This window comes from Desulfothermus naphthae, assembly GCF_054657475.1.
In genome coordinates this window covers 337,505-350,584 of record NZ_BAAHYQ010000001.1, presented here as the reverse complement: position 1 = coordinate 350,584, position 13,080 = coordinate 337,505, and the positions used below count along the sequence as shown (strand labels likewise).

General features: G+C 34.2%; 15 protein-coding genes. All 15 read left to right on the top strand.

Annotated features, from left to right (window positions below):
• Positions 1-3: 3 nt before the first annotated feature.
• Entirely contained in the window at positions 4-846 is an 843-nt protein-coding gene (locus ACYQ1E_RS01665; protein WP_459874940.1) for an HAD-IIB family hydrolase, read from the top strand.
• Between the two features lie 110 nt (positions 847-956).
• Positions 957-2,066 carry an inositol-3-phosphate synthase gene (locus tag ACYQ1E_RS01660; RefSeq protein WP_459874939.1) on the top strand — a complete coding sequence of 370 codons (1,110 nt, stop codon included), beginning with the start codon at positions 957-959 and terminating at the stop codon, positions 2,064-2,066.
• 128 nt (positions 2,067-2,194) lie between these two features.
• Complete coding sequence (locus tag ACYQ1E_RS01655; protein ID WP_459874938.1) at positions 2,195-3,424, top strand: RsmB/NOP family class I SAM-dependent RNA methyltransferase; 1,230 nt, start codon at positions 2,195-2,197, stop codon at positions 3,422-3,424.
• A gap of 147 nt (positions 3,425-3,571) precedes the next feature.
• The gene (gene rplS / locus ACYQ1E_RS01650; RefSeq protein ID WP_459874937.1) at positions 3,572-3,922 is read left to right on the top strand and encodes a 50S ribosomal protein L19; all 351 of its coding nucleotides are present in this window, start codon (positions 3,572-3,574) and stop codon (positions 3,920-3,922) included.
• 6 nt (positions 3,923-3,928) lie between these two features.
• Complete coding sequence (gene rnhB, locus ACYQ1E_RS01645; RefSeq protein ID WP_459874936.1) at positions 3,929-4,540, top strand: ribonuclease HII; 612 nt, start codon at positions 3,929-3,931, stop codon at positions 4,538-4,540.
• A complete protein-coding gene (locus ACYQ1E_RS01640) occupies positions 4,516-4,920 on the top strand; it encodes a YraN family protein (protein WP_459874935.1) in 405 nt (134 codons plus the stop codon). Before rnhB ends, ACYQ1E_RS01640 begins: the two co-directional genes overlap by 25 nt.
• Complete coding sequence (rsmI, locus tag ACYQ1E_RS01635) at positions 4,853-5,704, top strand: 16S rRNA (cytidine(1402)-2'-O)-methyltransferase (protein WP_459874934.1); 852 nt, start codon at positions 4,853-4,855, stop codon at positions 5,702-5,704. Before ACYQ1E_RS01640 ends, rsmI begins: the two co-directional genes overlap by 68 nt.
• Positions 5,697-6,434, top strand: a complete 738-nt coding sequence (locus ACYQ1E_RS01630; protein WP_459874933.1) for a PTS system mannose/fructose/sorbose family transporter subunit IID — start codon at positions 5,697-5,699, stop codon at positions 6,432-6,434. Before rsmI ends, ACYQ1E_RS01630 begins: the two co-directional genes overlap by 8 nt.
• Before the next feature lie 14 nt (positions 6,435-6,448).
• Entirely contained in the window at positions 6,449-6,727 is a 279-nt protein-coding gene (locus tag ACYQ1E_RS01625; RefSeq protein ID WP_459874932.1) for an HPr family phosphocarrier protein, read from the top strand.
• A 15-nt stretch (positions 6,728-6,742) separates the two neighbouring features.
• The gene (ptsP, locus tag ACYQ1E_RS01620; RefSeq protein WP_459874931.1) at positions 6,743-8,512 is read left to right on the top strand and encodes a phosphoenolpyruvate--protein phosphotransferase; all 1,770 of its coding nucleotides are present in this window, start codon (positions 6,743-6,745) and stop codon (positions 8,510-8,512) included.
• A gap of 217 nt (positions 8,513-8,729) precedes the next feature.
• Positions 8,730-9,194: an SsrA-binding protein SmpB gene (smpB, locus tag ACYQ1E_RS01615; protein ID WP_459874930.1), complete on the top strand. Its 465-nt coding sequence runs from the start codon at positions 8,730-8,732 to the stop codon at positions 9,192-9,194.
• A 2-nt stretch (positions 9,195-9,196) separates the two neighbouring features.
• Positions 9,197-10,570, top strand: coding sequence for an FAD-binding oxidoreductase (locus ACYQ1E_RS01610; RefSeq protein WP_459874929.1), 1,374 nt, complete (start codon positions 9,197-9,199; stop codon positions 10,568-10,570).
• A 23-nt stretch (positions 10,571-10,593) separates the two neighbouring features.
• On the top strand, positions 10,594-11,256 hold the full coding sequence (locus ACYQ1E_RS01605; protein WP_459874928.1) for a lactate utilization protein: 663 nt from the start codon (positions 10,594-10,596) through the stop codon (positions 11,254-11,256).
• Positions 11,257-11,287: 31 nt separating this feature from the next.
• Entirely contained in the window at positions 11,288-12,385 is a 1,098-nt protein-coding gene (gene hisC, locus ACYQ1E_RS01600) for a histidinol-phosphate transaminase (RefSeq protein ID WP_459874927.1), read from the top strand.
• A gap of 6 nt (positions 12,386-12,391) precedes the next feature.
• Positions 12,392-13,048 (top strand): (d)CMP kinase, encoded by a 657-nt coding sequence (cmk, locus tag ACYQ1E_RS01595; protein WP_459874926.1) that lies wholly within the window; start codon positions 12,392-12,394, stop codon positions 13,046-13,048.
• The last annotated feature ends 32 nt before the right edge of the window (positions 13,049-13,080 follow it).

Here is a 13,080-nt window from a genome sequence, read left to right as displayed (position 1 = left end):
GTTATGCCAAAACTCGTAATATTTACTGATATAGATGGTACAATAATGGATTTAACTACTTTTTCAATGGACCCTCTTTTAAATATTATACCCCGGATAAAAGAGCTCAAGATTCCAATTGTATTTGCTTCAGCAAAGACAAAATTAGAACAGGAAAAAATAAGAGACAAACTAGGAATAAGAGATCCATTTATTGTAGAAAATGGAGGTGGGATTTATATCCCATATAAATATTTTAATTTTTCTGTGGAAAAAATAATTGATAATCAGTATTTGATAAAAAAAACAAAAGATTATATACTTATTTGTATTGGTAAAGGTTATAAAGAAATAAGAGCTATTTTACAAAAAATAAGATCTCATACAAATTTACCCTTTACAGGATTTGGTGATCTTAGTGCTGAAGAGGTTGCAGAGCTTACAGGACTTTTTTTGGATGATGCCAGAGATGCAAAACAAAGGGATTTTGACGAGACCATAGTAATAGAAGAAAAATTTATACCTCACTTAAAAAAGCACCTTGCAAGATACGGACTCAAATGTACTTTTGGTGGAAGATTTTTTCATATTATAGATAAAAAGGCATCCAAGGGTATATGCGTCAATTTACTTAAAAGGCTTTATAGAAAATGGTACAACGAAGAGGTCATAACAATTGGGTGTGGTGACAGTGAAAATGATTTTCCTCTGTTAAAAGAAGTAGATATTCCTTTACTAGTTGAAAAAAAAGGAGGGGGATTTGCTAATATCGACTTGCCTGGTTTGATCAGAGTAAATGGAGAAGGGCCAGTTGGCTGGAAAAAGGGTATATTAAATATGATTGAAAAATACCATTCAAACAATTGACTTTAGTAATTAAGTCCTATTATAGTCTTGCGCAGTTACTTCAATCATAAAAATATGTGGTGGGTGCTCATTTAAGTTTTTTTAAGATGAAACCTACTGGAGGATGGGAAATGGCGAGTGAAAAGTGTATAAATATTGCTATTGCAGGACTTGGAAATTGTGCCTGTTCTCTAATACAGGGGATATATTATTACAGTGATGCACAAAGATTAGCAGATGCCATTGGTCTTATGCACCAAGAGATGGACGGATATAGACCTGAGCACATCAAAGTGGTAGCTGCTTTTGATATTGATAAAAGAAAAGTTGGCAGAGATATATCCGAAGCAATATTTCAACTGCCAAATTGCACCAAGGTTTTTTTTGAGGAAATTCCTAAACAGGATGTAAAGGTTGAGATGGGTAAGGTCCTGGACGGATTGTCTGAGCACATGAAAAATTATGAAGATAAGTATACCTTCTTACTATCAGATGAAAAGGAATTGGAAAAAGAAGATATTGTTTCAATCTTAAAAGAGAGAAATGTAGATGTGTTTTTAAATTACCTTCCTGTTGGTTCAGAAGAGGCAACGAAATTTTATGCAGAATGTGCCCTTGAAGCCAAAGTGGCGTTTATAAATAATATACCAGTGTTTATTGCCAGCAATGAAAAATGGGCAGGCCGTTTTAAAGAAAAAAACATACCCATCCTTGGAGATGATATAAAATCTCAAGTAGGTGCAACTATTGTTCACAGGACCCTCACAGATCTCTTTAAAAAAAGAGGCGTCAAATTGGAGAAAACCTATCAACTAAATATGGGTGGAAATACCGACTTTTTAAACATGCTAAACAGGGAGAGGCTGCAATCCAAAAAAATCTCAAAAACAGAGGCTGTACAGGCTGTTGCGGCAAAAAGGCTTGATGATGAAAATATTCACATCGGTCCAAGTGACTATATACCATGGCTAAAAGACAACAAAATCTGTTTTATTCGCATGGAAGGTAGACTATTTGGTGATGTACCAATGAATATTGAACTCAGGTTGTCTGTTGAAGATTCTCCAAATTCTGCAGGGGTGGTAATAGATGCGATTAGATGTGCCAAAATAGCCCTGGACAGGAATATAGGTGGACCTCTCTTAGGTCCGTGTTCTTACTTCTTTAAACACCCCCCAGTGCAGTACACGGACAGCGAGGCATATGAAAAAGTAGAAGAGTTTCTCAAAGAACATGTTTAAAAACTTTAAGATGTCTAGAACCTGCAATATATGTATTCTAATGAAATGAGACTATTTTCTTTCCCTAAAGTTTAGACAATGTGAAGAGTTGTCACATTTGCAATGATTTAAGATTGTTAAATGATGAGATGAGTGGCTTCAGGATAACTGTGGAAGATAGATATATCTCCACAGTAGAGGAAATTTTAAATAAAGAAGGTTTTTATATCGAGTCTGTTTCCTTTTATCCGAAAGCCAGGTTCTGTGTTTCTAATAATAAGAAATTGGGCAATTCCATTTTAAATAATTTTGGTCAGATATACATTCAAGATTTGGCTTCTATGCTTCCGCCTTTAATATTAAATCCTTCAAAAGGAAGTACTGTCTTGGACCTTTGTGCTAGCCCAGGGGGTAAAAGTGCGATTTTAAGCGAGCTTGTTGGAGAAAATGGTATTGTAGTGGCAAACGAACCCAATAAAAAAAGATACTTAACCCTCAAAAAGAATATAGAGAGATTGAATCTTTTTAATGTGTGTTTTACTTGCTATCCTGGAGAAAAATTCCCTGAATACATAAAGTTTCCCTACATTTTATTAGATGTGCCTTGTAGTGGATGGGGCACACAAGATAAAAATCCCAAGGTAAAGAGATTGTGGTATGGCAAAAAAATTGATCCACTAATCAAACTTCAAAGAGAACTTTTAACAAAGGCATTTCGCCTCCTCAAACCTGGCGGAAAATTAGTATATTCAACATGTACTACTAATAGGGCTGAAAATGAAGATCAGATAAAATGGGCAGTAAATGAGCTAGGATTTAAAATAAAAGCTATTGATAAAATTGATGATTTTGAGTATTTTGCTGAGAAATCGGCCGGGACTTTAGCAATTAAGGGACACAAATTTTATTCCCAGAGTTTTTTTGTGGCCTGTCTCTATAAAGAGAATTCAAATAATGAATCTCATGGAGATAAACTGAAACAAGATAATAATTTAAAATTATTAGACAAGGAAAAAATAGAAAATATGCTTAAACAAGCTGGCCTTAGCTTGTTTAGATTCCCAGGAGGTATTTTTTATTTAAAAGAGAACAAGGTCTTCTTTAAAAAACAATTATTTTGCAAGGAGATTTATATTGAGGGATCTTTTGTTGGAAAATTAAAAAAAGGCTTATTTATACCGAATAATAGGTTGTGGAAAGTCTTTGCAAATGAGGCGAAAAACAAATTAGTCTTTAATGAGATAGATGAGATAAAAGGTCTTATATCTGGAAAGAGCGTCACTATTTCAACCAATTTTAAGTACTTACAATTATATTATAAAGATCTGCCCTTAACTTTGCTTACAGTTAAAGGAAAAAGGGGTTTGATTAGTAGATAACAGGCTTATTTTTTCCCAAAAAGTAATCTTTTGTATTGATTAAAATAATTAATTTTATGGAGGTCAGCTCTATTGGTTGACTCAAAAAAAAAAATGGGATAGATAAATCTGTCTTGGAAAAAACAAATTTTTTAAGGAGAAAAGGAGATGGACCATATCATCAAAAAAATTGAACAAGACCATATGAGATATGATATTCCAGAATTTAGAGCTGGTGACACAGTCAATGTTCATATCAGGTTAATTGAAGGTGAAAAAGAGAGGATTCAGGTGTTTAAAGGTACTGTTATAAGGGTAAGGGGTAGTGGAACTAACAGGACCTTCACAGTTCGTAAGGTTTCTTCTGGAATTGGTGTTGAGCGCACTTTTCCAATTCATTCTCCTTCAATTGAAAGGATTGAGGTGGTTGATCGCGGTAAGGTGCGTCAATCTAGAATTTACTATCTAAGGGATAGAAAAGGTAAAGCTGCCAGGATTAAATCAAGGGATATTTATTAATAATAGGTGAATGAAAAAAAACATCAAATAGTTGCAGGCATAGACGAGGCCGGTCGTGGATGTTTGGCCGGTCCCGTTGTAGCTGCAAGTGTTATCTTGCCGCAAAATTATACTCTCCCAGGTCTTAGAGATTCAAAAAAAATATCTCCAAAAAAAAGATATTTATTAGAGACACAAATAAAAAAAATAGCTATATCATGGGCCATTGGTCTTGCAACCCCAGAGGAAATAGATGTCCTGAATATTTTAAGGGCATCGCTGCTAGCCATGGAAAGGTCTTTTTCCAAACTGTCTATTAAACCTGACATTGTATATATAGATGGAATACATGCCCCCAATTTGATTGGAGCAAAAGTTTTGTGTGTAAAAAAAGGGGATGATATCATTCCTCAGATTTCCGCAGCATCTATTCTGGCCAAGACCTTCAGAGATCGCTTAATGATAAAAATGGACAAAAAATATCCAAACTATGGGTTTAAAAATCATAAAGGTTATGCTACAAGACTTCATCTAGAGAGACTGAAAACATTTGGCCCATGTAAGATTCATAGAAGGACCTTTAAACATGTAAAAGAATTGTTCAGGGAAGTGGCGTGGTTAATAGAAAAAAAAGATTAGGAAACACAGGAGAAGATATTGCAATAAATTTTTTTAAGAAAAGGGGCTATAAAATTTTGGAGAGGAATTTTAGGACCAAAAAGGGAGAGATTGATCTTATTGTTGAAGGAGAAGGGCAATTGGTTTTTGTTGAAGTCAAGACAAGATCAAGTAAAAATTTTGGTGACCCTTTGGAATTTGTTAATATAAGTAAACAAAAGAGGATACTTGCGGCTGCTCTTTTTTATTTAACAAAAAATAAATTATGGCAAAAAAATATAAGATTTGATATTATAGGGATCACCAAGAGGGGAGAAAAAATAGAAATAAAACATGAGAAAGAAGCCTTTACACTCGAGCACCCTTTGGATAGTGGCAACTCCTATTGGCAACCTTGGTGATATATCAAAGCGGGCAATAGATGTTTTAAATCAAGTAGATGTGGTGGCTTGTGAAGATACAAGAACAACGGGCAATCTTTTAAAACTCCTTGGAATTCCAAAGAAAAGATTAATTAGCTATTATGACAATGTAGAGAAAGAAAGATTGTCCAAAATAATTAAAATACTAGAAAGGGGTAAGGATGTAGCTCTGGTATCTGAGGCAGGTTCACCTGTTATTTCAGATCCAGGATTTTTGCTCGTTAGAGAGTGTAGAAAAAGAGGTATAAAGGTGTCAGTAGTACCAGGCCCAAGCGCCCCTATAGCAGCGCTCATGATCAGTGGAATAGAACCTATTCCTTTTACTTTTCTTGGGTTTATGCCCAGAAAAAAAGGAGATATAAAGGCCACATTAGATCCTTTTTCTCAAGTTAATACTACGTTGATATTTTTTGAAAGAAAATCCAGGTTAAAAAACACTTTAAAAATTGCCTATGATACATTGAAAGGAGAAAGGGAAGTTGCTATTGTTAAAGAAATAACCAAAATATATGAAGATGTAATAATTATTCCCCTTTCAGAATATGAAAAAATTGGCGAGTTAAAAGGGGAGATTACAGTGGTTATTTCCCCGCCTCAAAAAGGAGAATTAAAAACCAATGAGAGAGATCTCATAAACATGATAAAAATGGAAATGGCTGGTAATAAAAGTACTAAAGAGCTAGTTAAAAATATCCTTGAAGTGAGTGATGGGTGGAACAAAAAAGAGGTCTATAATCTTTATTTAAGAATAAAAAATGGGTAAAAAGGAATTATATACCCTTTTAAAATGCTTTTTTAGAACCTATTTTATAGGATGTATGTTTAATACTAAAGGGTTACAGAATTTAGGTCTGTTATATATCATGGACCCAGGACTAAGGTTATTTTATGGGGAAAATCAAAAGGAATATAGGAAGGCAAGAGAGAGATATTTATCTCATTATAACTCACATCCCTTTTTTTTGCCCCTATTGGTTGGATATTTTTTATTTATTGAATCCAGGATATCCCAGAAAATGATCTCACCCAAGGCCCTTACAGCCATAAAAGAGACCTCAGCCTACACCTTGAGTGCAATTGGAGATTCATTCTTTGGGGGATCTTTGCTTGTTACCTGGGCATTCGCTGAGGTATTGCTGATTTTGTATGGGCAAAAATTTTGGGCATTACTATTTTTTATTTTTGCCTTTTTTTCTCTACAACTTTTTAGATTTATTATTTTCTGGAAGGGCTGGAGTAGGGGACTTGCTTTTTTTCAATGGATGAAAAATATAAATCTAATTGGGTGGGCCAATAAACTGAAAATTATTAATGGAATTTTTCTTGTTTTTATCTGGTATAGAATATCATGTCTATCAAATTATAATCATCTTACTTTTTTTCTTATAGGTGGAATAGTAATTTTTATTTCATCCTTTCTTGTTTACAAAAATGTAATATCACGGGAGTTGTTAATAGCAATAATTGTTGGTGGTTCATTATTACTTTTTTAAAAGGAAGGAAAAGCATGAAAGAAAAGTTGGTTTGTTCTGAGGTAATAATAAATAACAATTTAGGACTTCATGCAAGACCAGCTGCTATTTTAGCCAAGGAAGCCAGTAAATACAAATCTGATATTAAAATAGTTATGGATAAGACAGAGGTAGATGCGAAAAGCATATTAGATATTTTGACTTTAGCTGCGTCCAAGGGAAAATCACTTAAATTAGTTGCAAAAGGAGAAGATGCAAAAGAGGCAATTGAAAATATACAATCATTAATTGAACAGGGATTTGGAGAAATATAATTTAAGGGTGATATTATGGCAAAAAAAGTTCTACAAGGTATACCTATTTCAGTTGGCATTGCTATTGGGCGTGCATATATTTTGACCAGAGACCATTTTTGTTTAACTCCAATACAAAATATATCGGAAGAATTAGTTGATCAAGAATTAAAACGTCTGGAAGATGCCTTTGACCTTACAATATCTAATTTAAAAGAATTAAAAGCTAAAATTCCAGAAGAACAAACTGAATATTCTTCTATTATAGATACCCATATAATGATGCTTCAGGATCCTAAGTTAAAATCGGCAATAACAAAATATATTAAGGATATGAAATTAAATGCAGAATGGGCTATTGAAAAAGGAGTTAAAGATATAGAAAACTCATTTAAGGGTATAGAAGATGAATTTTTTAAAACCAGGATTAGTGAAATAAAGCTTCTCAGCAGAAAAGTAATTGGAAATTTGATTGGAGCTGAAGAAGAGTTAAAACCCATTAAATCACGAGTAATATTAGTAGCACATGAATTGACTCCAGCAGATACAGTTGAATTAGATGTAAGTAAAATTATGGCATTTGTCACGGCACAGGGAGGGAAGACTTCTCACGTTTCAATAGTGGCAAGGACCCTTGAAATCCCTGCAATAGTAGGAATAGAAGATGTGGAGAATTTAATCCCAGACGATGAATTAATCATTGTTGATGGTTTTACAGGTAAGGTATTGATAAAACCAGAAGAAGAAGAGATATATGAGTATACTGAGAGGCAGATAAGTTTTGAGCAATACAAAAGAGAGTTGTTTCAACAAAGGGGCCTTCCAGGGAAAACAAAGGATGGATTCCACGTTAAAGTAATGGCAAATATTGAACTCTTTGAGGAAGTCAGTTCAGTTTTAGATTATGCTGCCGAGGGTATTGGTCTATATAGGACTGAATATTCTTATTTGTATAGGTCTAAGTTACCTAGTGAAGAGGAATTATATGAAGAATATAGGGATCTTGTCTCTATTATGTCCCCAAAACCAGTGGTTATCAGGACATTAGATGCTGGAGGGGACAAAATAGGAAAGGGATTTGAAAAATTGGAAGAGGCAAATCCAGCTATGGGTTTAAGAGCCATCCGATTTTGTCTAAAATTTAAAAAAATATTTAAAACCCAATTAAAGGCAATTTTAAGGGCAGCTAAGGCAGGAAATGCATTCCTTATGTTTCCAATGATATCAGGTTTAGAAGAACTTAGGGAAGCAAAAAAGGTTTTAGAAGAAGCAAAAAATGAACTTGAAAAAGAGGGTAGGTCCTATAAAAAGGATATTCCAGTTGGGATTATGGTTGAGCTCCCTTCCGCAGTGTTAGTGGCCCAAGACCTTGCAAAGGAAGTTGACTTTTTTAGTATAGGCACAAACGATTTAATTCAATATTCCCTTGGCATTGACCGCACTAACAAATACGTTTCCCATCTCTATCAACCCCTGCACCCTGCTATAATCAAAAGTATAAAATACACGGTGGATGTTGCCAAAAAGGCTGGAATTCATGTGTCAATGTGTGGAGAAATGGCCGGTGATCCATTTTGTTTACCTTTATTAATTGGCATGGGAGTGGATATCCTTAGCACCACTCCACATTCCGTCCCTGGAGTTAAGCGTGTTGTTCGAATGTTGTCTAAAAAAGAGTGTGAAGATTTACTCCACAGAATCTTGCAAAATTCTTCAGTAAAGGAAAATAATAAAATAGTTAAAGAAAAGGTGTTTGATAAGATTCCTGAAGAACTTACATTTTATACCTCTTTTTTTGATAATTAAAGTGAACAGTGTGGGTGATCAGTGTGAGTAAGATACATAGAAGAGAACCTAGAACTTTGAACAGCAACTTCTAATTTTGAACGTAGAACATCGAACCTTGAACACAGAACATTGAACTTTGAACACAGAACCTTGAACCTTGAACATCGAACCTTGAACCTTGAACATCGAACCTTGAACTTTGAACATCGAACCTTGAACATAGGACAAATGAGTTATGTCGCAAAAGGAAAAAATAAAAGTCATAGCAACTAATAAAAAGGCCTTTCACTTTTATGATATATTAGAGAGGAGAGAAGCAGGGCTGGTTTTAACTGGTTCAGAAATCAAGTCCATAAGACAGGGTAAGGTAAATTTTAAGGATAGCTATGTGAGATTTTATAAAGGAGAGGCCTTTTTAGTAGGTCTTCATATAGCTCCCTATGAAAAGGCCTCTTATCTTGGTCATGAGCCTGAGAGAGATAGAAAACTCTTGCTCCATAAAAGGGAGATTTTATCTCTCCAGGGAAAGGTCCAGCAAAAGGGACTTACTGTTATACCTCTTAAAATTTATTTAAAGGGTCCATGGGCTAAGGTTGAGATTGCCTTATGCAGGGGTAGAAATATCAGGGATAGACGGGAAGAATTAAAGAGAAAGGCAATAAAGATGGACATTGCAAGGGAAATGTCCAGATATAAGTAGCCATGACATTTAAGTTAAAAAAAGACCACAAAAGGTTTTTATTATCTCTCTTTGGAGAAAAAGATGTACTCTTTGAAAGAGAAAAAATTTTAATATTTGGTACAGATGCAAGCAAAGAATTTGCATGGCCCTCAGTTGTTGTAAGACCTTCCTCAGTCACCCAGATAAAAGAATTGCTTAAATGGGCAGATAAAAACAAAATTCCAATCATACCAAGGGCAAGGGCAACCAATGTTGTGGGCGGTTGTGTCCCTGTGTATGGCGGAATCGTTGTCTCTATGTTGAAGCTCAACAGGATACTGGATATAGATGAGAGGGATTATGTGGCAGAAGTACAACCTGGCGTAGTTACAGGAGATCTGCAAAAAGTATTAAAACAAAAGTCCTTATTTTATCCTCCAGATCCAGCATCAGCTAAAATTTCTACTATTGGAGGCAATGTCTCCCAAAACGCAGGTGGTCTTCGCGCTGTGAAGTATGGGGTCACTAAGGATTATGTGTTGGGATTAGATGTGTGTATTCCTGGCGGAGAAATGCTCTTTCTTGGAGGCAGGTCCCATAAAGATGTAGTAGGGTTAGATCTTAAATCTATTATGATAGGATCTGAAGGGACATTGGGTATTTTTACAAAGATAATCTTAAAAATTCTGCCCTTGCCAGATAAGTATATATCTATTTTAGTAGGGTTTAATTCCTTGGAACGATTGATAGAGGTCGCAGCAAAGATTCTAAAGACAGGACTAATTCCTGTGGCAATGGAATTTATGGATAGTGATGTCTTAAATTGTTTAAGAGAACTTGGTAAAGTGGATATATCCAAAAACATTGACTCACTGCTTTTATTACAGTTTGATGGTAATGAAAAAGAAGTGGAATGGGCGGTTTATAATTGTGAAAAATTATTTAAAGAGCTAGATATTGAATATTATGAGAAGGGTGGAGATAAAAAAAGAGAAGAAGAATTATGGGAGGTTAGACGCCTTATAAATCCAGCATCACATAAGATGGGTGAAAAGAAAATAGCACTTGATATCTGTGTACCAAGGTCTAAAGTGCCAATAATCATAAATGATTCTAAGTCTATAGGAAAAAAATTTAATATACCTATACTTTGTTTTGGACATCTAGGAGATGGGAATATACATGTAAATATAATGTATAGTGATGATAGAGAAGAAATAGCTCATGAAGTAGCCTATAAAATATTGCAAAAGACCCTAGAAAGAGGGGGTACTATCTCTGGAGAGCATGGTATTGGAATATTGAAATTGGATTTAATTAACAAACAGCTTTCAAATACAGAGATAAATCTTATGAGAAAAATAAAAACCATCTTTGATCCAAATAACATTATGAATCCAGGAAAGGCCTATTAATTTATTATGTTTGGAGGTGTATTATGAATACAAAAAGCATATTGGATAATTTTTGGGAAAAAAAATTAAATCTATTAAAGCAGGTTTTAGAAAAAAATAATTTTGAGGTATTTATTGCACCAAAACTTTCTGAGGTAAAAGAGCTATTTATTAAGGAGATTCTAAATAAATTAGAAAATATTAAAAAAGTATCTTTTGGAGGTTCTTTAACTGTAGTAGATTCAGGGATATATTCTTTTTTCAAAGAATCAAAAGATTATGAAGTAATAGATACCTATGATAGAACCATTCCAAAGGATGAATTTATTGAGAGAAGAAGACATGCCCTTTTATCTGATCTTTTTTTAACAGGGACAAATGCTGTAACTGAAGATGGAGTATTAGTTAATTTAGATGGATATGGCAATAGGATAGGAGGCATTGCCTTTGGTCCCAGGTATGTAACCCTTTTAATTGGGAGAAATAAGGTAGTTGCAGACCTTGATGAGGCTATAAATAGGATAAAGGGATTTGCAGCTCCAATAAATACGCTTAGGCTCAATAGAAAGAATCCATGTGCAAAGACCCTTAAATGCGAGGATTGCAATAGTCCAGAGAGGGTGTGCAATGTGTGGCTTATAGCTGAGAAATGCTATCTCCCAAAGAGGATAAAGATAATTTTGATAAATGAAGATTGTGGACTTTGATTTTATTTAAGTTGTTTAATTAGGAGGAAAAATGTTAGGTATTAGAGAAGAATTAGTTGATTTTTCTCCATATTCCCCAGGACTTTCCATTGATGAGATAAAAGATAAATACAATTTGGCCAATGTAATAAAAATGGCTAGCAATGAAAATCCGTTAGGAACGTCCCCACGTGTGGTGGAAGTTATTAAAAAATTTGGTCCTTATGCATTCAGGTATCCCCGAAAAGGGAATCCAGAGTTAGTAGAGAAGTTGTCCGATATTTTGAACATTCCTGATGAGTATATTGTAGTTACAAATGGTTCAGATGAAATAATTGATCTCATTATAAGGGTATTGGCTGTTCCTTATAGAGACAATATAGTGGTCTTTGATCCAAGTTTTTCCATATACAGGATGCAGGGAAAATTTCATGGGATTTCTGTTAAGTATGTTCCTTTAAATAAAGATTTTTCCTTTAATTTTAACGGCATATTAGATGTATTAGATGAAAATACCAAGATTATATTTATTACAAATCCAGATAATCCATCTGGATATTGTTTGCCATTCCAGGAGATAATTAAATTTTTACACAAGATTCCTGAAAATGTGTTGTTGGTTGTTGATGAGGCATATGTTGAATTTTCTGATGATCCTGAGTATTATTCCTGTGTAAGAGAGGTAGTAAATCAGAAAAATTTAGGCGTTATCAGGACTTTTTCTAAATTATATGGTCTGGCAGGATTAAGGATAGGATATGGAATTTTACCTTTGAAACTATCAGACTATATAAAAAGGGTAAAACTTCCTTTTAGTGTAAATTTTCTTGCAGAAAAGGCTGCAATAGAAGTGTTAGAAGATTTTGCCTTTGTTGAGCACACAAGAAATACAGTAATTGAAGGTAGAAGATATTTAAAAGAGGAGATGGAAAAGCTTGATTGCCTGATATATCCATCCCAGGCCAATTTTTTGATGTTTAAACCACCTACTCATGCCACCATTGTTTTTGAGGGATTACTAAAAAGAGGTATTATTATAAGACCACTTAATTCTTACGGTTTAGATGATCATCTCAGGGTATCGGTTGGAAGAGAAGATGAAAACAGGTTGTTTATCCATTATTTAAAACAAATTTTAGAAAGTTGTTGAATAGCAATGTCCAGAAGAATTATAATTACCATAGATGGTCCTTCAGGGTCTGGAAAGACTAGTGTAGCAAAGATTTTGGCTAAAAAATTAAATATTGCCTATCTAGATACAGGGGCAATGTATAGGGGTGTAGCCCTAATTTTAGGTAATTTACCTAAAGATTTTAACAAATTAGAAGAGATTTTATCTTCATTGAAGTTTGATCTGGTGTATGATGGAGAAGATTTTTCCTTGGCCATGAACAATAAAATCCTCGGTGATGAAATACGGAGTGAGGAAATAGGATTTGTTGCATCAAGGATTGCTAAAGAGCCCATTGTGAGAAAATATTTGACCTCTCAGCAAAGAGAAATAGCCAGAAAGCATTCTATTGTTGCTGAAGGCAGGGATATGGGGACAGTTGTGTTTAAGGATGCAGACTTTAAGTTCTTTTTAACTGCATCACCTCAGATAAGGGCAAAGAGGAGGTTTGAACAATTAAGAAAAATGGGGTTAGATCCAGATTATGACAAGATTTTAAAGGATATAGAAAAAAGGGATAAACAGGATTCTTCTAGAGAAATAGCTCCCTTAAAACCTGCTGAGGATGCTTTAATAATTGATACGTCGAATTTAAATATTTTAGAAGTGGTAAATAAAATGTTAAAAACTATTGAGGGATAATTTTTTATGTGCTGGGTCCAGGAGTAAAATTT

Bases quoted from the DNA above. Each gene is read 5' to 3' on its own strand.
- ACYQ1E_RS01665 (WP_459874940.1), top strand. From the start codon at position 4: ATGCCAAAACTCGTAATATTTACTGATATAGATGGTACAATAATGGAT.
- ACYQ1E_RS01660 (WP_459874939.1), top strand. From the start codon at position 957: ATGGCGAGTGAAAAGTGTATAAATATTGCTATTGCAGGACTTGGAAAT.
- ACYQ1E_RS01655 (WP_459874938.1), top strand. From the start codon at position 2,195: ATGAGTGGCTTCAGGATAACTGTGGAAGATAGATATATCTCCACAGTA.
- rplS (WP_459874937.1), top strand. From the start codon at position 3,572: ATGGACCATATCATCAAAAAAATTGAACAAGACCATATGAGATATGAT.
- rsmI (WP_459874934.1), top strand. From the start codon at position 4,853: ATGAGAAAGAAGCCTTTACACTCGAGCACCCTTTGGATAGTGGCAACT.
- ACYQ1E_RS01630 (WP_459874933.1), top strand. From the start codon at position 5,697: ATGGGTAAAAAGGAATTATATACCCTTTTAAAATGCTTTTTTAGAACC.
- ACYQ1E_RS01625 (WP_459874932.1), top strand. From the start codon at position 6,449: ATGAAAGAAAAGTTGGTTTGTTCTGAGGTAATAATAAATAACAATTTA.
- ptsP (WP_459874931.1), top strand. From the start codon at position 6,743: ATGGCAAAAAAAGTTCTACAAGGTATACCTATTTCAGTTGGCATTGCT.
- smpB (WP_459874930.1), top strand. From the start codon at position 8,730: ATGTCGCAAAAGGAAAAAATAAAAGTCATAGCAACTAATAAAAAGGCC.
- ACYQ1E_RS01610 (WP_459874929.1), top strand. From the start codon at position 9,197: ATGACATTTAAGTTAAAAAAAGACCACAAAAGGTTTTTATTATCTCTC.
- ACYQ1E_RS01605 (WP_459874928.1), top strand. From the start codon at position 10,594: ATGAATACAAAAAGCATATTGGATAATTTTTGGGAAAAAAAATTAAAT.
- hisC (WP_459874927.1), top strand. From the start codon at position 11,288: ATGTTAGGTATTAGAGAAGAATTAGTTGATTTTTCTCCATATTCCCCA.
- cmk (WP_459874926.1), top strand. From the start codon at position 12,392: ATGTCCAGAAGAATTATAATTACCATAGATGGTCCTTCAGGGTCTGGA.